This is a genomic window from Streptomyces sp. NPDC085866, assembly GCF_044541035.1.
Taxonomy (GTDB): Bacteria; Actinomycetota; Actinomycetes; order Streptomycetales; family Streptomycetaceae; genus Streptomyces.
This window is the reverse complement of sequence record NZ_JBITSQ010000004.1, coordinates 430,614-446,639: the sequence shown is the minus strand read 5'-3', so window position 1 is coordinate 446,639 and position 16,026 is coordinate 430,614. Positions and strand designations below refer to the sequence as shown.

The window sequence follows — 16,026 nt, the reverse complement described above, 5'->3', positions numbered from 1 at the left end:
CTCGCGGCCGCTGCCCGACGCCCCGCCGAGCCGCCTGGTGGGCAGGGAGTCGGTCGGGGCTGCGCGGCAGTGCCGCTTCGCAGCCGCGATTCGCTCGCGGGCGGGCCGGCTTCGGTCACGCCACAGTCACGGACCGACCCCGGATTCCGCGGCCGAACAACCTGCCGGTTTCCGTGTGGTGTCCGAGTGGTGTGCCTCGCACCCCGTTCCGTAGCCCCCTGAGGGACGTCTTCCGCCCTGCTCAGGGTGGCATTCACGTGTCCTTGAGGTGTCCGGGGCGGACCACGGAAGTGACAGCGATTTCCGTCAAGTACTTGACTGCGGTAACCCATACAGCCGAGCTTGGAGTTCATAACTTGTAAGTGGCCCGGTTCCGCAGATGTGACCTGGGCCACGGGCGGCGCAGGGGCCGCCCGGCCGATGGCGGGAGTGGATGGGTCGATGGAGACTCCGGGGTCGCAGTCGTCGCTGCACCGAGCCAACCTGGAACGAGTCGTACGGGCCGTGCGGCTGGCCGGGTCGCTCACGCAGGCGGAGATCGCGCGGACGACCGGCCTGTCCGCGGCGACGGTCTCCAACATCGTGCGGGAGCTGAAGGACGGCGGGACGGTAGAGGTCACGCCCACGTCGGCGGGCGGGCGACGGGCCCGCAGCGTGTCGCTGAGCGGGGACGCCGGCATCGTGATCGGCGTCGACTTCGGGCACACGCACCTGCGCGTCGCGATCGGGAACCTCGCGCACCAGGTACTGGCCGAGGAGTCCGAGCCACTGGACGTCGACGCCTCCGCCACCCAGGGCTTCGACCGGGCGGAAGAGCTGGTCAATCGCCTGATCGCGGCAACCGGCGTGGATCGGTCCAAGGTGGCGGGAGTGGGGCTGGGCGTGCCCGGCCCGATCGACGTCGAGTCGGGGACCCTCGGGTCCACCGCGATCCTGCCCGGCTGGGGCGGCACCAAGCCCGCCGAGGAGATGCGCGAGCGCCTCGGCGTTCCGGTGCACGTGGACAACGACGCCAACCTCGGCGCCCTGGGCGAGCTGGTCTGGGGCAGCGGCAAGGGCGTGCGTGATCTTGCCTACATCAAGGTCGCGAGTGGTGTCGGCGCCGGTCTGGTGATCAACGGGAAGATCTATCGCGGCCCGGGTGGCACCGCGGGTGAAATCGGACATATTACACTCGATGAATCCGGCCCGGTCTGCCGTTGCGGCAACCGCGGCTGCCTGGAGACCTTTGCGGCCGCGCGATACGTGCTCCCGCTGCTCCAGTCCAGTCACGGCACCGATCTGACGATGGAAGGCGTCGTACGGCTGGCCAGGGACGGAGACCCGGGCTGTCGTCGGGTGATCGCCGACGTCGGCCGCCACATCGGCAGTGGAGTGGCCAATCTCTGCAACCTTCTGAACCCGAGCCGGGTGGTCCTGGGCGGTGATCTCGCCGAGGCCGGAGAGCTCGTCCTCGGGCCCATCAGGGAGTCCGTCGGCCGCTATGCCATCCCCAGTGCGGCGCGCCAACTGTCCGTTCTCCCGGGGGCACTTGGGGGCCGTGCGGAGGTGCTCGGAGCGCTCGCTCTCGCGCTCAGCGAGATGGGCGATTCGACCCTTTTGGACGGCTCTGCGGCCGGCTCGCTGTCCGCGGCCGCGCCTGCCTTCACTTAGAGAACGGATGGCACCGTTGCCATCTCGTTAAGGATTTACTTCTTGACGTCGCACGTGTGGCCGAGTTGACTTCCAGCCACCTCGGCCGCAACGACGCGGCCTCGTCAGGGAGGTTTCAAAGAGTGAACATGCGTATGCGTCGTGCGGCCTTCGCCGTTGCTGCTGGTGCCATGGCCGTCTCGCTGGCCGCCTGTGGCAGCGCCAAGGAGTCCAAGGGCAGCGACAGCTCTTCCTCGGCGTCCGCCAAGAAGGGCGACAACATCAAGGTCGGTCTCCTGCTTCCGGAGAACAAGACCGCCCGCTACGAGAAGTTCGACAAGCCGCTGATCGAGAAGAAGATCCAGGAGCTGACGAACAACAAGGCGGACTTCCAGTACAACAACGCCCGTCAGGACGCGAACCTGCAGGCGCAGCAGGTCGACACCATGATCACCAACAAGGTGGACGTCCTGATCCTGGACGCGGTGGACGCCAAGGCCATCCAGAACTCCGTCCAGAAGGCCGTGGACGCCGGCATCAAGGTCGTCGCGTACGACCGCCTCGCCGAGGGCCCGATCAGCGCCTACACCTCGTTCGACAACGAGGAGGTCGGCAAGACCCAGGGCCAGGCCCTGCTGAAGGCGCTGGGCAGCAAGGCCACCAAGTCCTCCAAGATCGTCATGGTCAACGGCTCGGTGACCGACCCGAACGCCGCCATGTTCAAGAAGGGCGCGCACTCCGTCCTCGACGGCAAGGTCACCATCGCCAAGGAGTACGACACCAAGGAGTGGTCGCCGGACAACGCCAACTCCGAGATGGAGTCGGCGATCTCCGCGGTCGGCAAGGGCAAGATCGCGGGTGTCTACTCCGCGAACGACGGCATGGCCGGCGGTATCATCACCGCCCTGAAGGCCGCGGGCCTCTCCGTCCCGGTCACCGGCCAGGACGCCGAGCTGGCCGGTGTGCAGCGCATCGTCGCCGGTGAGCAGTACATGAGCGTCTACAAGCCGTACGCCCCCGAGGCCGACGCCGCCGCCGAGATGGCCGTCGCGCTCGCCCAGGGCAAGTCGCTCGACTCGGTCGCCAAGGACAAGGTCTCCTCCGGCTCCGCCAAGGACGTCCCGTCGGTCCTGGTCCCGGTCACCTCGCTGACCAAGGACAACATCAAGGACACCGTCATCAAGGACGGCGTCTACACGGCCGCCGACATCTGCACGGGCAAGTACAAGTCCGCCTGCGACAAGCTCGGCATCAGCTAAGCAGTCCCCAAGTCCCTTCCCGGTCACGGGCATTCGCTCCCCGAACGCCCGTCCGGGACCGGACGGACTGCCCCAGGCTCCTCCGGCGCCCCGCGCATCAGACAGCCCCGCAAGCTCGGTGCGGGGCGCCGGACGGAACTCCCCCAAACTTCTGCACAACCTCCCGCCGGGTCAGGCGGCGAAGGAGATGGTTCACGTGTCCGCTACGCCCGTGCTGGCGTTGCGCGGGGTCTCCAAGCGATTCGGTGCCGTTCAGGCGCTCACCGACGTAGAGCTTGAGATCCACGCCGGTGAGGTGGTCGCCCTCGTGGGCGACAACGGTGCCGGAAAGTCCACGCTGGTCAAGACGATCGCCGGCGTGCACCCCATCGATGAGGGCGTCATCGAATGGGACGGCAAGCCTGTTTCGATCGGCAGGCCGCACGACGCCCAGGCCCTGGGCATCGCGACGGTGTACCAGGACCTCGCGCTGTGCGACAACATCGACGTCGTCGGCAACCTGTTCCTCGGCCGCGAGCTGAGGAAGTGGGGCGTCCTGGACGAGGTCGAGATGGAGCGCCGCGCCCGCGAGCTGCTCACCACGCTCTCGATCCGCATCCCGAGCGTGCGCATCCCGATCGCCTCGCTCTCCGGCGGTCAGCGCCAGACCGTGGCCATCGCCCGTTCGATGCTCGGTGACCCCAAGCTGGTCATCCTGGACGAGCCCACCGCCGCCCTCGGTGTCGAGCAGACCGCCCAGGTCCTCGACCTCGTGGAGCGCCTGCGCGAGCGCGGTCACGCCGTCATCCTCATCAGCCACAACATGGCGGACGTGAAGGCGGTGGCCGACAAGGTCGCCGTCCTGCGCCTCGGCCGCAACAACGGCGTCTTCGAGGTCAAGTCGACCTCGCAGGAGGAGATCATCTCCGCCATCACCGGCGCCACCGACAACGCCGTGACCCGCCGTGCGGCGCGCACGTCCGGGGAGGTTTCCAAGTGAGCATCGACAAGACCTCCGCGAACGTGGACGAGACCCCCGACGCGCCCGTCGTGAACCCCGAGGCCGCGGCCGCCGCGGTCACCGCGGTCGACCCGCGCCTGCTGGTGCGCGAGCAGGGCCTGCTCGGCTACTGGACCGAGTTCAAGCGCAAGATGAAGGCCGGTGAACTGGGTTCTCTCCCGGTCGTCCTGGGCCTCGCGATCATCTGCATCATCTTCCAGGTCCTGAACTCCGAGTTCCTCTCGGCGCAGAACATCAGCAACATCACGGTCACGATGGTCGGCACGGGCATGATCTCCGTGGGCATCGTCTTCGTGCTGCTGCTCGGTGAGATCGACCTGTCGGTCGGCTCGGTCAGCGGCGCGGCCAGCGCGCTCGCGGCCGTCCTGACGGTCAACCAGGGCTGGCCCGAGTGGCTCGCCGTGCTCGTCGCCATCGCCGTCGGTGCCGCCATCGGCTCGCTGCACGGCTTCTTCTTCGCGGTGCTCGGCGCGCCCGCCTTCGCCGTGACCCTGGCCGGTCTGCTGTTCTGGCTCGGCTTCATGCTCAAGGTGCTGGGCGAGGACGGCACGATCAACCTCGACAGCGACGGTCTGATCGGCAAGCTGACCACGTACACCTTCGAGGACGTGGCCGCCGCCTACGGGCTCGCGGTCGTCGTGGTCGCGCTGTTCTTCATCAGCTCCTTCCTGGGCAACCGCCGCCGGGAGGCCGCGGGTGTCCCGTCCCGGCCGCTCAGCGACACGATCCTGCGCACGGCCCTGCTGGCCGTGGTCTCCTTCGCCGGTGCCTACATGTACAACCAGTACAAGGGCCTGCCGCTGGCCACCGTGATCTTCCTCGCGTTCCTGGTCGCCACCGACTTCCTCCTGCGGCGCACCGCCTACGGCCGCAAGATCTTCGCGCTCGGTGGCAGCGTCGAGGCTTCGCGCCGTGCGGGTATCAACGTCACCGCGGTGCGGATCTCCGTGTTCGCCATCTCCGGTGGGTTCGCGGCGATCGGTGGCCTCTTCCTGGCCTCGAAGATCGCCTCCGCCAACCAGAGCGCCGGTACGGGCGACCTGCTGATGAACGCGATCGCCGCGGCCGTCATCGGTGGTACGTCGCTCTTCGGTGGCCGGGGTCGCACCTGGAACGCCCTGCTGGGTGTGCTGGTGATCGTGTCGATCCAGTACGGTCTCCAGCTGGAGTCCATCGCGGAGCCGGTGAAGTACATGATCACCGCCGCGGTTCTGCTGACCACCGTGGTCATCGACTCCATCACCCGCAAGACACAGAAGACCGCGGGTCGCGCGTAGCGCCCCTTAAGGTTGGACCAGTTGCCCGGTGCCTCAAAGGTGCCGGGCACTGTCGTGTCCTACAAAGCCGGAACATTAGACTCGTCAAGCCCGGCAACAGCTCGATCAGCTCTACTTGCAAGGAGGCACGGGTGCCGCTGCTGACCCGCATCAGGGGACCGCGCGATCTGGACCGGCTCAGCCTGGAGGAGCTGGACCAGCTGGCAGAGGAGATCCGGACCTTCCTCGTCGACGCCGTCTCCAAGACAGGCGGCCACCTCGGCCCCAACCTCGGTGTGGTCGAGCTGACCATCGCCCTGCACCGCGTCTTCGAGTCCCCGAAGGACAAGGTGCTGTGGGACACGGGCCACCAGTCCTACGTGCACAAGCTGCTCACGGGCCGGCAGGACTTCTCCCGGCTGAAGATGAAGGGCGGTCTGTCCGGTTACCCCGCGCAGGCCGAGTCCGAGCACGACGTCATCGAGAACAGCCACGCGTCCACCGTGCTCGGCTGGGCCGACGGCATCGCCAAGGCCAACCAGCTGAAGAAGCGGGACAGCCACGTCGTCGCCGTGATCGGTGACGGTGCGCTGACCGGTGGCATGGCCTGGGAGGCGCTGAACAACATCGCCGAGGCCAAGGACCGCCCGCTCGTCATCGTCGTCAACGACAACGAGCGCTCCTACGCCCCGACCATCGGCGGCCTCGCCAACCACCTGGCGACCCTGCGCACGACCGACGGCTACGAGCGCTTCCTGGCCCGGACGAAGGACATCCTCGACCGCACCCCGGTCGTCGGGAAGCCGCTGTACGAGACCCTGCACGGTGCCAAGAAGGGGCTGAAGGACTTCATCGCCCCGCAGGGCATGTTCGAGGACCTGGGTCTGAAGTACGTCGGTCCCATCGACGGACACGACATCGAGGCGCTGGAGTCCGCGCTGGCGCGGGCCAAGCGGTTCGGCGGGCCGGTCATCGTGCACTGCCTGACCGAGAAGGGCCGTGGCTACCAGCCCGCCCTCCAGGACGAGGCCGACCGCTTCCATGCCGTCGGCAAGATCCACCCGGACACCGGCCTGCCGATCGCGTCCTCCGGCGCCGACTGGACCTCGGTGTTCGGCGAGGAGATGGTCAGGCTCGGCGAGGAGCGCGAGGACATCGTCGCCATCACCGCGGCCATGCTCCAGCCGGTCGGCCTGGACCGGTTCGCCAGACGATTCCCCGAGCGCGTGTACGACGTCGGGATCGCCGAGCAGCACGGCGCCGTCTCCGCGGCCGGACTGGCCCACGCCGGTGTGCACCCGGTGTTCGCCGTCTACGCCACCTTCCTCAACCGCGCCTTCGACCAGGTCCTGATGGACGTGGCCCTGCACAAGTGCGGGGTGACCTTCGTACTGGACCGGGCCGGCGTCACCGGCACCGACGGCGCCTCCCACAACGGCATGTGGGACATGTCGATCCTGCAGGTCGTGCCCGGGCTCCGGTTGGCGGCACCGCGCGACGCCGACCAGGTGCGGGCGCAGCTGCGCGAGGCCGTCGCCGTCGAGGACGCCCCGACCGTGGTGCGCTTCTCCAAGGGCGCCGTGGGCCCCGCCGTACCGGCCGTGCGCCGCGTCGGCGGCATGGACGTGCTGCGCGAGCCGGGCGCCGAACGCCCGGACGTGCTGCTGGTCTCCGTGGGCGCCCTCGCCCCGATGTGCCTGGAGATCGCCGACCTGCTCGACAAGCAGGGCATCTCCACCACCGTCGTCGACCCGCGCTGGGTCAAGCCCGTCGACGAGGCGATGGCCCCGCTCGCCGAGCGGCACCGGGTCGTCGTCACCGTCGAAGACAACAGCCGCGTCGGCGGGGTCGGCTCCGCGGTCGCCCAGGCCCTCAGGGACGCGGGCGTGGACGTGCCGCTGCGTGACTTCGGCATCCCGCCGCGCTTCCTCGACCACGCCTCCCGCGCGGAGGTGATGGCCGAGATCGGGCTGACCGCGCCCGACATCGCCCGCCAGGTCACCGGGCTGGTCGCCAAGCTGGACGGCCGGTTCGACCGCACGGGCGACGAGGTCGGCTCCGTCGAAACCGCGCGCGACTAGGCACTTTCGGGAAAGCCCCCGTATGGCCGGTTTCGCCCCCTTCCCAGGTGGCGGAGCCGGCCCTTTTGCGTGAATCTGCCTGTGCCGGGGCATACGCATCCCCAGCCCTCTCGATCATGTCGAGGACGACGAGCGTGTGGGAGGTAGCCCCGTGAGCAGCAGCCTCTTCCGAACGAAGAAGGTCGAGCAGTCCATTCTCGATACCGAGGAGCCGGAACACGCGCTCAAGAAGTCCCTGACCGCGCTGGATCTGACGGTCTTCGGTGTCGGTGTCATCATCGGCACGGGCATCTTCGTCCTCACCGGCAAGGTCGCGAAGGAGACCGCTGGTCCCGCGGTGTCCCTGGGTTTCGTGGTGGCCGGCGTCGTCTGCGCCCTCGCCGCACTGTGCTACGCGGAGTTCGCCTCCACGGTCCCGGTGGCCGGGTCCGCGTACACCTTCTCGTACGCCTCCATCGGTGAACTGCCCGCCTGGATCATCGGCTGGGACCTGGTCCTGGAGTTCGCGCTCGGCACGGCGGTGGTCGCCGTCGGCTGGTCCGGATACATGCGGTCGCTGCTGGACAACGCGGGCTGGCACCTGCCCGACTACCTCGCCGGCCGGGACGGGGCCACGGGCTTCGGCTTCGACATCCTCGCGGCCGGGCTGGTCCTGGTGCTCACCGCCATCCTCGTCATCGGCATGAAGCTGTCCGCGCGGGTCACCGAGGTCGTCGTCGCCATCAAGGTGACGGTCGTCCTGATCGTGATCGTCGCGGGTGCCTTCTTCATCAACAGCGACAACTACAAGCCGTTCGTCCCCAAGGCCCAGGCGGTGCCGGCCGGGGGCACTCTCAAGGCACCGCTCATCCAGCTGATCGCCGGCTGGGCGCCGTCCAACTTCGGCGTGATGGGCATCTTCACCGCCGCCTCCGTGGTCTTCTTCGCCTTCATCGGCTTCGACGTCGTGGCCACCGCCGCCGAGGAGACCAAGAACCCGCAGCGGGACATGCCGCGCGGCATCCTCGGCTCCCTGTTCATCTGCACCGCGCTGTACGTGGCGGTGTCCATCGTCGTCACCGGCATGCAGCACTACACCCGGCTCTCCGTCGACGCCCCGCTCGCCGACGCCTTCAAGGCCCAGGGTCACCCCTGGTACGCGGGCGCGATCAGCTTCGGCGCCGTCGTCGGCCTGACCACGGTCTGCATGATCCTGCTGCTCGGCCAGACCCGGGTCTTCTTCGCGATGAGCCGCGACGGCCTGCTGCCCCGCTTCTTCTCCATCGTCCACCCGCGCTTCCGCACCCCGCACCGGCCGACCATCCTGCTCGGCGTGATCATCGCCGTCATCGCGGGCTTCACCAGCCTGAGCGAGCTGGCCGAACTGGTGAACATCGGCACGCTGTTCGCCTTCGTCGTCGTCGCGGTCGGCGTGGTCGTCCTGCGTCGCACCCGCCCGGACCTGCACCGGGCCTTCCGCACCCCGTGGGTGCCGTTCATCCCGATCCTGTCCGTCGCCGCCACCCTGTGGCTGATGCTGAACCTGCCCGCCGAGACCTGGCTCCGGTTCGCCATCTGGATGGTCATCGGCTGTTTCGTCTACTTCCTCTACGGCCGCTCGCACAGCCGCCTCGGCCGCCGCGAGGAGACCACCGTCAATCAGGTCATCCACCCGCCGAACGGCAACAACAAGTAACCGCCCCAGTCTCTGGTCCGTCCATGTATGTCCTGCTTCGGTGGGAACCGCGGGGCCGGATAACGTGCTCCCCATGCTTGCCGCCCCGCTCGCCCCCGCACGGTCCGTGACGACCCGGACGGCGTACTGGACGCGGCTGCTGCCCGCCCTCGCGGTCCTGGCCTGCGTCACCCGGGTACCCTCCTTCGTCCGGCCGGTGTGGAACCCCGACGAGGGCTATCTCGCCGTACAGGCCCGCCTCCTCGCCCACGGCGGGCACCTGTACGAGACGGTCGTGGACCGCAAACCCCCGCTGGTGCCCTGGCTGTACGAAGCCGCCTTCGCGGTCTGCGGCTCCGGCTCCCTCGCCCCGGTCCGGGTGCTGGCGGTTCTCGCGCAGACGGTCACCGCCGTCCTGCTCGCCTCCCTGGCACGGCGCCGTTGGGGCGACACCGCGGGCCGTACCGCGGGGGTGCTGTACCTGTTGGTGTCCGTCGGCCTCAACCCCGAGGACGCACAGGCCGCCACCTTCGAGGTGTTCATACTGCCCGCCACGGCGGGCGCCCTGTGGTGCGCGGACCGCGGCCGCTGGGGTGCAGCCGGGGCCGCCGTCGCCTGCGCCTTCCTCACCAAGCAGACCGGTGGCGCGGTGCTGCTGCCGGTGGCCTGGCTGCTGCACCGCGCCGGCACCCCGGGCGCTGGCGTGCTGCGGCTCGGGGCCGGGTTCGCCGTTCCGGTGCTGTGCGCGGCCCTGGTCACGAACCCCGCCGGATTCCTGTTCTGGACGGTCACCGGCTCCGCCGCCTACGCCTCCTTCACCGGCTCCGAACTCCACGTCCTCGGCCGTGGCCTGGCCAACACCGCGCTCCTGGCCGTGGCCTGCGCGGGCCTGATCCCGCCGGTCGTACGGTCCCTGCGCACCGCCCGCACCGCCCGCACCGGCGTGGCTGACTCGGCCGACCTGTGGCTGTGGCTGGCCGCCTCGGCCGTCGCCGTCACCCTCGGCTTCCACTTCTTCGGCCACTACTATCTGCAACTCACCCCGCCGACGGCCCTGCTGGCCACGGCCGCGCTGCGGGCATCGCCGCGCCAACGGCTGTCGGCCGCCGTCTTCACCTCGGCCTGCTGCTGCGCCCTGTTCGTCGCCTGGGGCCTGCTCGTGCCGCGTCCCGAACTCGCCCACGCCCAGCGCCTCGCCGCCGCTCTCGCCCAGCGCACCGCGCCCGCCGACCGTGTCCTCGTGTGGGGCATGCACCCGGAGACGTACTGGCTGGCCCGTCGCACCCCCGCCACCCGCTACCTCACCGCGGGCCTGCTCACCAACTACAGCGGCGGCCGTGACGGCCTCCAGGTCGGCGAGAAGTACGCGGTCGAGGGCGCCTGGCCCGTCTTCCGGGCGGAGCTGACCGCGCACGCCCCCGCCCTCGTCGTCGACGACTCCCGCGGCAAGCCGTACGCCCCCGACCGCGTGCCGAGCCTGCGCCGGATGCTGGACGCGCGGTACGAGGAGGTGGGGACGGTGGACGGGGCGGTGCTCTATGCCCGGATTCCACGCGGCTGAGGGGGAGTTGGCCGTGGTGCCGGACGGGTTCGCTGCTATGCTCGCAGCAGCGATTTGAACACGTTCAATTCAGGGGGATCTCATGTCCGCACCGATCGCACCCGGCCACAAGGACTCACCCGCCGTCGCCCTGGGCCCCACCTCACTCGTCCTCGGGGCCGTCGCGGCCATCGGCGCATGGCCCTCCCTGATGCTGGCCGTACTGCCGTGGTCGTTCATCGCGGCACCGCTCGCCCTCACCTTCGGTCTCGCGGGCATCCACTACGCCCGTCAGGGCATCGGCCGCATGTGGACCGCTGTCGCCGGCACCACCCTCGCAGCCGCCGGAGTGGGCGGCGTCCTCACCCTGATCGTGGCGCTGACCACGTGGTAGGGCGGCGGCCCGCACGCTCAGCCGAGGACCGCGCGCGGACCGGTCACCTCCGCGCCCAGCTCGGTCACCCGGCGCCGCAGTTCACGGTCGGCCGTGACCACGAGACGGGCCCGGCCGGGATTCTCGGCGGCCAGTTCCACGATCCGGTCGTCCCCGCTGCCGGGTGCCTCCGCGACCCGTACCCCCGGCACCGACTCCACCCCACGGGCGGCGCCCTCGACCACGAGCACCAGCTCCACGGCGCCCTCATGACCGGGCAGCCCCTCGCGGGCCAGCCGGTCCCGCAGCCGCTCGGCGGCGCCCCTGCGGTCCCGCCACCAGCCGTCGGGCCGCGACCCGACGACGTTCGCGCCGTCGACGATCACGAGCAGCGGGCCGTCCGGGTCCCGGGAGCCGAGGGGGTCGTCCATGGGGCAAGGGTCCCACGCCGTCGGCGAGGGGGCGGGCCCCGGCCTGTGACCAGGGCCGCTTAGAGTGAACCGGTGAACGGCGACTGGCTCCTACGCGGCCGCGACGGCCGGCTCAGTGTCTACCAGCTGTCCGGCGACGCCGTCCTGTGCCGGGCGGAGCGTGGCCCGGACGGCCCCTGGACCGACCCGCACAAGGTGGGCGGCGACCAGAAGCTCCACCCCGTCCTCGCCGTCGGTCAGGGCGCCGACGGCTACGCCCACCTGGTCTCCTGGCGGCCCACCACCAAGGGCGAGTCGGGTCTGGTGCACTCCACCCACTTCCGCCCGCGCCTCGCGGCCCTGGACTGGGCCCCGATCGGCCACCCGGACAAGAAGGGCGAGCGCACCGGCACCCCCGCCGTCGCGGTGGACGCGCAGGGCCGCGCCCATGTCTTCGTGCGGAACAAGGACGGCGGGGTGAGCCTGCTGGCGCAGAAGGAGAAGGGCGGCTGGGACCCCTGGCGGGACCTGAAGGGCCGTGAGGTCCAGGAGGGCCTGGCGGCGGTGACGGGGGAGTCCGGCAGGGTCGAGCTGTACGCGGCGGCCCCGGGCGTCGTCCTGCACTGGCGTCAGGAGGAGCCGGGCGCCCAGCCGGTGCTCCAGGAGGCGCTGGAGGCGGCAGTGCGCCCCGGCACCCTGCACGCCCTGGCCACGTCCCCCGAGAGCACCACCGCCTACTACACCGACGACTCGGGCGACCTGTGCGCCTGGCGCCCCGGCACCAAGCCGGTCACGCTCCTCCCCGCGGCGGGCTCCGGCCCGGTCGCGGCGGTCCGCTGCGAGCTCGACGGGCACGACTGCACGCTGCTGGCCCAACGCTCGGCGAGCGGTCGGGTCGCCTTCGCCGCCTACCCGACCGAGCTGGAGTCGGCCGGCGCATGGTGGACGGAGTCGGGTCCGCACCTGCCGGTGGACGCGCTGGTGTCCCTGGCCGTGGACGAGGGCGACCGGGTGGTCGCGGCAACGTTGTCCCCGTCGACCGGCCAACTCCTGCTGACCGGACGGAAGGACGAGCCGGGGTTGGCGCTACAGGCGTGGCGCGAGGTTTAGCCGGTCCGGCGTTCGAGGACGAGGCCGAAGGCCGAACCGGGGCGGAGCCCCCGACGACGAAACGCCGGGTGCCCGCACCCCCAGCGGGAGTACGGGCACCCGGTCACATCAGCGAAGCGTCACGCGGGAACGCTCGCCACGCCGGGAGCGAGGAACTTCTTGCCGTTCACGCGCTCCGAGACACCCTCACGGTCCAGGTACGGCGTGATGCCGCCCAGGTGGAAGGGCCAGCCCGCGCCCGTGATGAGGCAGAGGTCGATGTCCTGGGCCTCGGCGACGACGCCCTCGTCGAGCATGAGCCCGATCTCCTGCGCCACCGCGTCGAGCACGCGCTCGCGCACCTGCTCCTCGGTCAGGACGGAGTCGCCCTGCTGCAGCAGCGCCGCGACCTCGGGGTCCAGCTCCGGCTTGCCGCTGTCGTAGACGTAGAAGCCGCGCTTGCCCGCCTTGACGACGGCCGCGAGGTTCGGGGAGACCGTGAAGCGGTCCGGGAAGGCCCGGTTGAGGGTCTCCGAGACGTGCAGACCGATCGCGGGGCCGACCAGCTCCAGCAGCACCAGCGGGGACATCGGCAGACCGAGCGGCTCGACGGCCTTCTCGGCGACCTCGACCGGGGTGCCCTCGTCGATGACGTTCTGGATCTCGCCCATGAAGCGGGTCAGGATGCGGTTCACGACGAACGCCGGGGCGTCCTTGACCAGAACCGCGGTCTTCTTCAGCTTCTTGGCGACGCCGAAGGCCGTGGCCAGCGAGGCGTCGTCCGTCTTCTCGCCGCGGACGATCTCCAGCAGCGGCAGGACCGCGACCGGGTTGAAGAAGTGGAAGCCGACGACCCGCTCGGGGTGCTGCAGCTTCGACGCCATCTCCGTGACCGACAGCGAGGAGGTGTTGGTGGCGAGGATCGCGTGCGCCGGGGCGACCGCCTCGACCTCGGCGAACACCTGCTGCTTGACGCCGATCTCCTCGAAGACCGCCTCGATGATGAAGTCGGCGTCCGAGAAGCCCTCGGCCTTGTCCAGGACACCGGTCACCAGCGCCTTGAGGCGGTTGGCCTTGTCCTGGTTGATCCGGCCCTTGCCGAGCAGCTTGTCGATCTCGGCGTGGACGTAGCCCACACCCTTGTCGACGCGCTCCTGGTCGATGTCGGTCAGGACGACCGGCACCTCCAGGCGGCGCAGGAAGAGCAGCGCGAGCTGGCTGGCCATCAGACCGGCGCCGACGACGCCGACCTTGGTGACCGGGCGGGCCAGGTTCTTGTCCGGTGCGCCCGCGGGACGCTTGCCGCGCTTCTGCACCAGGTTGAACGCGTAGATGCCGGAGCGCAGTTCGCCACCCATGATCAGGTCGGCGAGGGCGACGTCCTCGGCGTCGTAACCCTGCTGCAGGTCGCCGTTCTTGGCGGCCGCGATGATGTCCAGGGCGCGGTAGGCGGCCGGAGCGGCCCCGTGCACCTTGGAGTCCGCGACGAAGCGGCCCTTGGCGACGGCCTGGTCCCAGGCCTCGCCGCGGTCGATCACCGGACGCTCGACCTCGACGTCGCCCTTGAGGACGTTCGCGGTCCAGATCAGCGACTGCTCCAGGAAGTCGGCGCCCTCGAAGATCGCGTCCGCGATGCCGAGGTCGAAGACCTGCTGGCCCTTGAGCTGCTTGTTCTGGTTGAGGCTGTTCTCGATGATCACCGAGACGGCCTTGTCGGCGCCGATCAGGTTCGGCAGCAGCGCGCAGCCGCCCCAGCCCGGGACCAGACCCAGGAAGACCTCGGGGAGGGAGAACGCCGGGATCGCCTTGGAGACGGTCCGGTAGGAGCAGTGCAGGCCGACCTCGACGCCGCCGCCCATCGCCGCACCGTTGTAGTACGCGAAGGTCGGGACCGCGAGGGCCGCGAGGCGCTTGAAGACCTCGTGGCCGCCCTTGCCGATGGCGAGCGCGTCCTCGTGCTTCTTCAGCAGCTCGACGCCCTTGAGGTCGGCGCCGACCGCGAAGATGAACGGCTTGCCGGTGATGCCGACACCGACGATCGTGCCCTCGGCCGCCTCCTTCTCGACCTGGTCGATGGCGGTGTTGAGGTTCGCCAGCGAGGCCGGACCGAAGGTGGTCGGCTTGGTGTGGTCGAAGCCGTTGTCAAGGGTGATGAGCGCGAAACGCCCCGCACCGAACGGCAGGTCGAGGTGGCGTACGTGCGCGGACGTCACGACCTCGTCGGGGAACAGCTCGGCCGCACCCTTCAAAAGCTCAGCGGTGGTGCTCACTTGTCCCCCTCGAAGTGCGGGTTCTCCCAGATGACCGTCGCGCCCATGCCGAAGCCGACGCACATGGTGGTCAGGCCGTAGCGGACGTTCGGCTGCTCCTCGAACTGGCGGGCCAGCTGCGTCATCAGACGGACGCCGGAGGAGGCCAGCGGGTGACCGAAGGCGATGGCGCCGCCGTACTGGTTGACGCGCGCGTCGTCGTCGGCGATGCCGTAGTGCTCGAGGAAGGCCAGGACCTGGACGGCGAAGGCCTCGTTGATCTCGAACAGGCCGATGTCGGAGATGCTGAGCCCCGCCTGGGCGAGGGCCTTCTCCGTCGCCGGGATCGGGCCGTAGCCCATGACCTCGGGCTCGACGCCCGCGAAGGCGTAGGAGACCAGGCGCATCTTGACCGGCAGGTTGTTCTCGCGGGCGAAGTCCTCGCTCGCGATGATCGACGCGGTGGCGCCGTCGTTCAGACCGGCCGCGTTACCGGCGGTGACCCGGCCGTGGACGCGGAACGGCGTCTTGAGGCCGGAGAGGTTCTCCAGGGTCGTGCCCGGGCGCATCGGCTCGTCGGCGGTGACCAGGCCCCAGCCGGTCTCGCCGGCCTCCGGGTTGGTACGACGCACCGAGATCGGCACCAGGTCCTGCTGGATCTTGCCGTTGGCGTACGCCTTGGCGGCCTTCTCCTGCGAGCGCACGGCGTACTCGTCGGCGCGCTGCTTGGTGATCGTCGGGTAGCGGTCGTGCAGGTTCTCCGCGGTCATGCCCATGAACAGGGCGGACTCGTCGACCAGCTTCTCGCTCACGAAGCGCGGGTTCGGGTCCACGCCCTCGCCCATCGGGTGGCGGCCCATGTGCTCCACACCACCGGCGATGACGGCGTCGTAGGCGCCGAACGCGATCGAACCGGCGGTGGTCGTCACGGCGGTCAGGGCGCCGGCGCACATGCGGTCGATCGAGTAGCCCGGGACGGACTGCGGCAGACCGGCGAGGATGCCGGCCGTACGACCGAGGGTCAGGCCCTGGTCACCGATCTGCGTGGTCGCGGCGATGGCGACCTCGTCGATCTTCTTCGGGTCCAGCCCGGGGTTGCGGCGCAGCAGCTCCCGGATCGCCTTCACGACGAGGTCGTCGGCGCGGGTCTCGTGGTAGATGCCCTTCGGGCCCGCCTTGCCGAACGGGGTGCGGACGCCGTCAACGAAGACGACGTCCCTGACGGTACGAGGCACGATGGCTCTCCTCCAGGGTGCGGGATGGCACTGCTGCGATGCGCTGAGCGCGCGCTCAGGCCCCATGCTACTTATGAGTAACGTAGCTGCCCAGTCCCGGCTGCGGGAGCGGCGAACGTCACATCCTCGGTGGGGCGGCGATCGTCGTCCTGCTGCCCCTCGGGGGCGTGCTGCTGACGTCCCTGAAGTCCTCGCGGGAGATGGCGGACGACGGCGTGGGCACGGACATCGTCTCGATCTGCATCTTC

13 protein-coding genes are annotated in these 16,026 nt (G+C 69.9%); 9 read left to right on the top strand and 4 right to left on the bottom strand.

Features of this window, described 5'->3' with window-relative positions; translation table 11 throughout:
• Nucleotides 1–441 precede the first annotated feature (441 nt).
• The 8 genes from ACIF83_RS12095 to ACIF83_RS12060 all read left to right on the top strand — a co-directional run bounded on the left by ACIF83_RS12095 (nt 442) and on the right by ACIF83_RS12060 (nt 10,816).
• A complete protein-coding gene (locus ACIF83_RS12095; RefSeq protein ID WP_393473657.1) occupies nt 442–1,653 on the top strand; it encodes an ROK family transcriptional regulator in 1,212 nt (403 codons plus the stop codon).
• Nucleotides 1,654–1,787: 134 nt separating this feature from the next.
• A complete protein-coding gene (locus tag ACIF83_RS12090; RefSeq protein ID WP_393474102.1) occupies nt 1,788–2,891 on the top strand; it encodes a sugar ABC transporter substrate-binding protein in 1,104 nt (367 codons plus the stop codon).
• A 187-nt stretch (nt 2,892–3,078) separates the two neighbouring features.
• A complete protein-coding gene (locus ACIF83_RS12085) occupies nt 3,079–3,870 on the top strand; it encodes an ATP-binding cassette domain-containing protein (protein ID WP_393473654.1) in 792 nt (263 codons plus the stop codon).
• On the top strand, nt 3,867–5,168 hold the full coding sequence (locus ACIF83_RS12080) for a sugar ABC transporter permease (protein WP_393473651.1): 1,302 nt from the start codon (nt 3,867–3,869) through the stop codon (nt 5,166–5,168). Before ACIF83_RS12085 ends, ACIF83_RS12080 begins: the two co-directional genes overlap by 4 nt.
• 131 nt (nt 5,169–5,299) lie before the next feature.
• Nucleotides 5,300–7,228, top strand: a complete 1,929-nt coding sequence (gene dxs, locus ACIF83_RS12075; RefSeq protein WP_399725967.1) for a 1-deoxy-D-xylulose-5-phosphate synthase — start codon at nt 5,300–5,302, stop codon at nt 7,226–7,228.
• Between the two features lie 151 nt (nt 7,229–7,379).
• Nucleotides 7,380–8,903 carry an amino acid permease gene (locus ACIF83_RS12070; protein WP_398138463.1) on the top strand — a complete coding sequence of 508 codons (1,524 nt, stop codon included), beginning with the start codon at nt 7,380–7,382 and terminating at the stop codon, nt 8,901–8,903.
• Between the two features lie 73 nt (nt 8,904–8,976).
• Nucleotides 8,977–10,443 carry an ArnT family glycosyltransferase gene (locus ACIF83_RS12065; protein ID WP_399725963.1) on the top strand — a complete coding sequence of 489 codons (1,467 nt, stop codon included), beginning with the start codon at nt 8,977–8,979 and terminating at the stop codon, nt 10,441–10,443.
• A gap of 82 nt (nt 10,444–10,525) precedes the next feature.
• On the top strand, nt 10,526–10,816 hold the full coding sequence (locus ACIF83_RS12060; RefSeq protein ID WP_393473639.1) for a hypothetical protein: 291 nt from the start codon (nt 10,526–10,528) through the stop codon (nt 10,814–10,816).
• A 17-nt stretch (nt 10,817–10,833) separates the two neighbouring features.
• Here the strand turns inward: ACIF83_RS12060 and ACIF83_RS12055 are convergent, their stop codons facing one another.
• Nucleotides 10,834–11,226: an NTP pyrophosphohydrolase gene (locus tag ACIF83_RS12055; RefSeq protein ID WP_393473636.1), complete on the bottom strand. Its 393-nt coding sequence runs from the start codon at nt 11,224–11,226 to the stop codon at nt 10,834–10,836.
• A gap of 72 nt (nt 11,227–11,298) precedes the next feature.
• Here ACIF83_RS12055 and ACIF83_RS12050 point away from each other — a divergent pair, with 72 nt between their 5' ends.
• A complete protein-coding gene (locus tag ACIF83_RS12050; RefSeq protein ID WP_399725958.1) occupies nt 11,299–12,315 on the top strand; it encodes a hypothetical protein in 1,017 nt (338 codons plus the stop codon).
• 119 nt (nt 12,316–12,434) lie between these two features.
• Here the strand turns inward: ACIF83_RS12050 and ACIF83_RS12045 are convergent, their stop codons facing one another.
• The 3 genes from ACIF83_RS12045 to ACIF83_RS12035 form a co-directional block, all read right to left on the bottom strand.
• Complete coding sequence (locus tag ACIF83_RS12045; protein ID WP_393473630.1) at nt 12,435–14,564, bottom strand: 3-hydroxyacyl-CoA dehydrogenase NAD-binding domain-containing protein; 2,130 nt, start codon at nt 14,562–14,564, stop codon at nt 12,435–12,437.
• The gene (locus ACIF83_RS12040) at nt 14,561–15,778 is read right to left on the bottom strand and encodes a thiolase family protein (RefSeq protein ID WP_393473627.1); all 1,218 of its coding nucleotides are present in this window, start codon (nt 15,776–15,778) and stop codon (nt 14,561–14,563) included. Before ACIF83_RS12040 ends, ACIF83_RS12045 begins: the two co-directional genes overlap by 4 nt.
• 118 nt (nt 15,779–15,896) lie before the next feature.
• Nucleotides 15,897–16,022, bottom strand: coding sequence for a hypothetical protein (locus ACIF83_RS12035; RefSeq protein WP_398138496.1), 126 nt, complete (start codon nt 16,020–16,022; stop codon nt 15,897–15,899).
• Nucleotides 16,023–16,026: the final 4 nt, after the last annotated feature.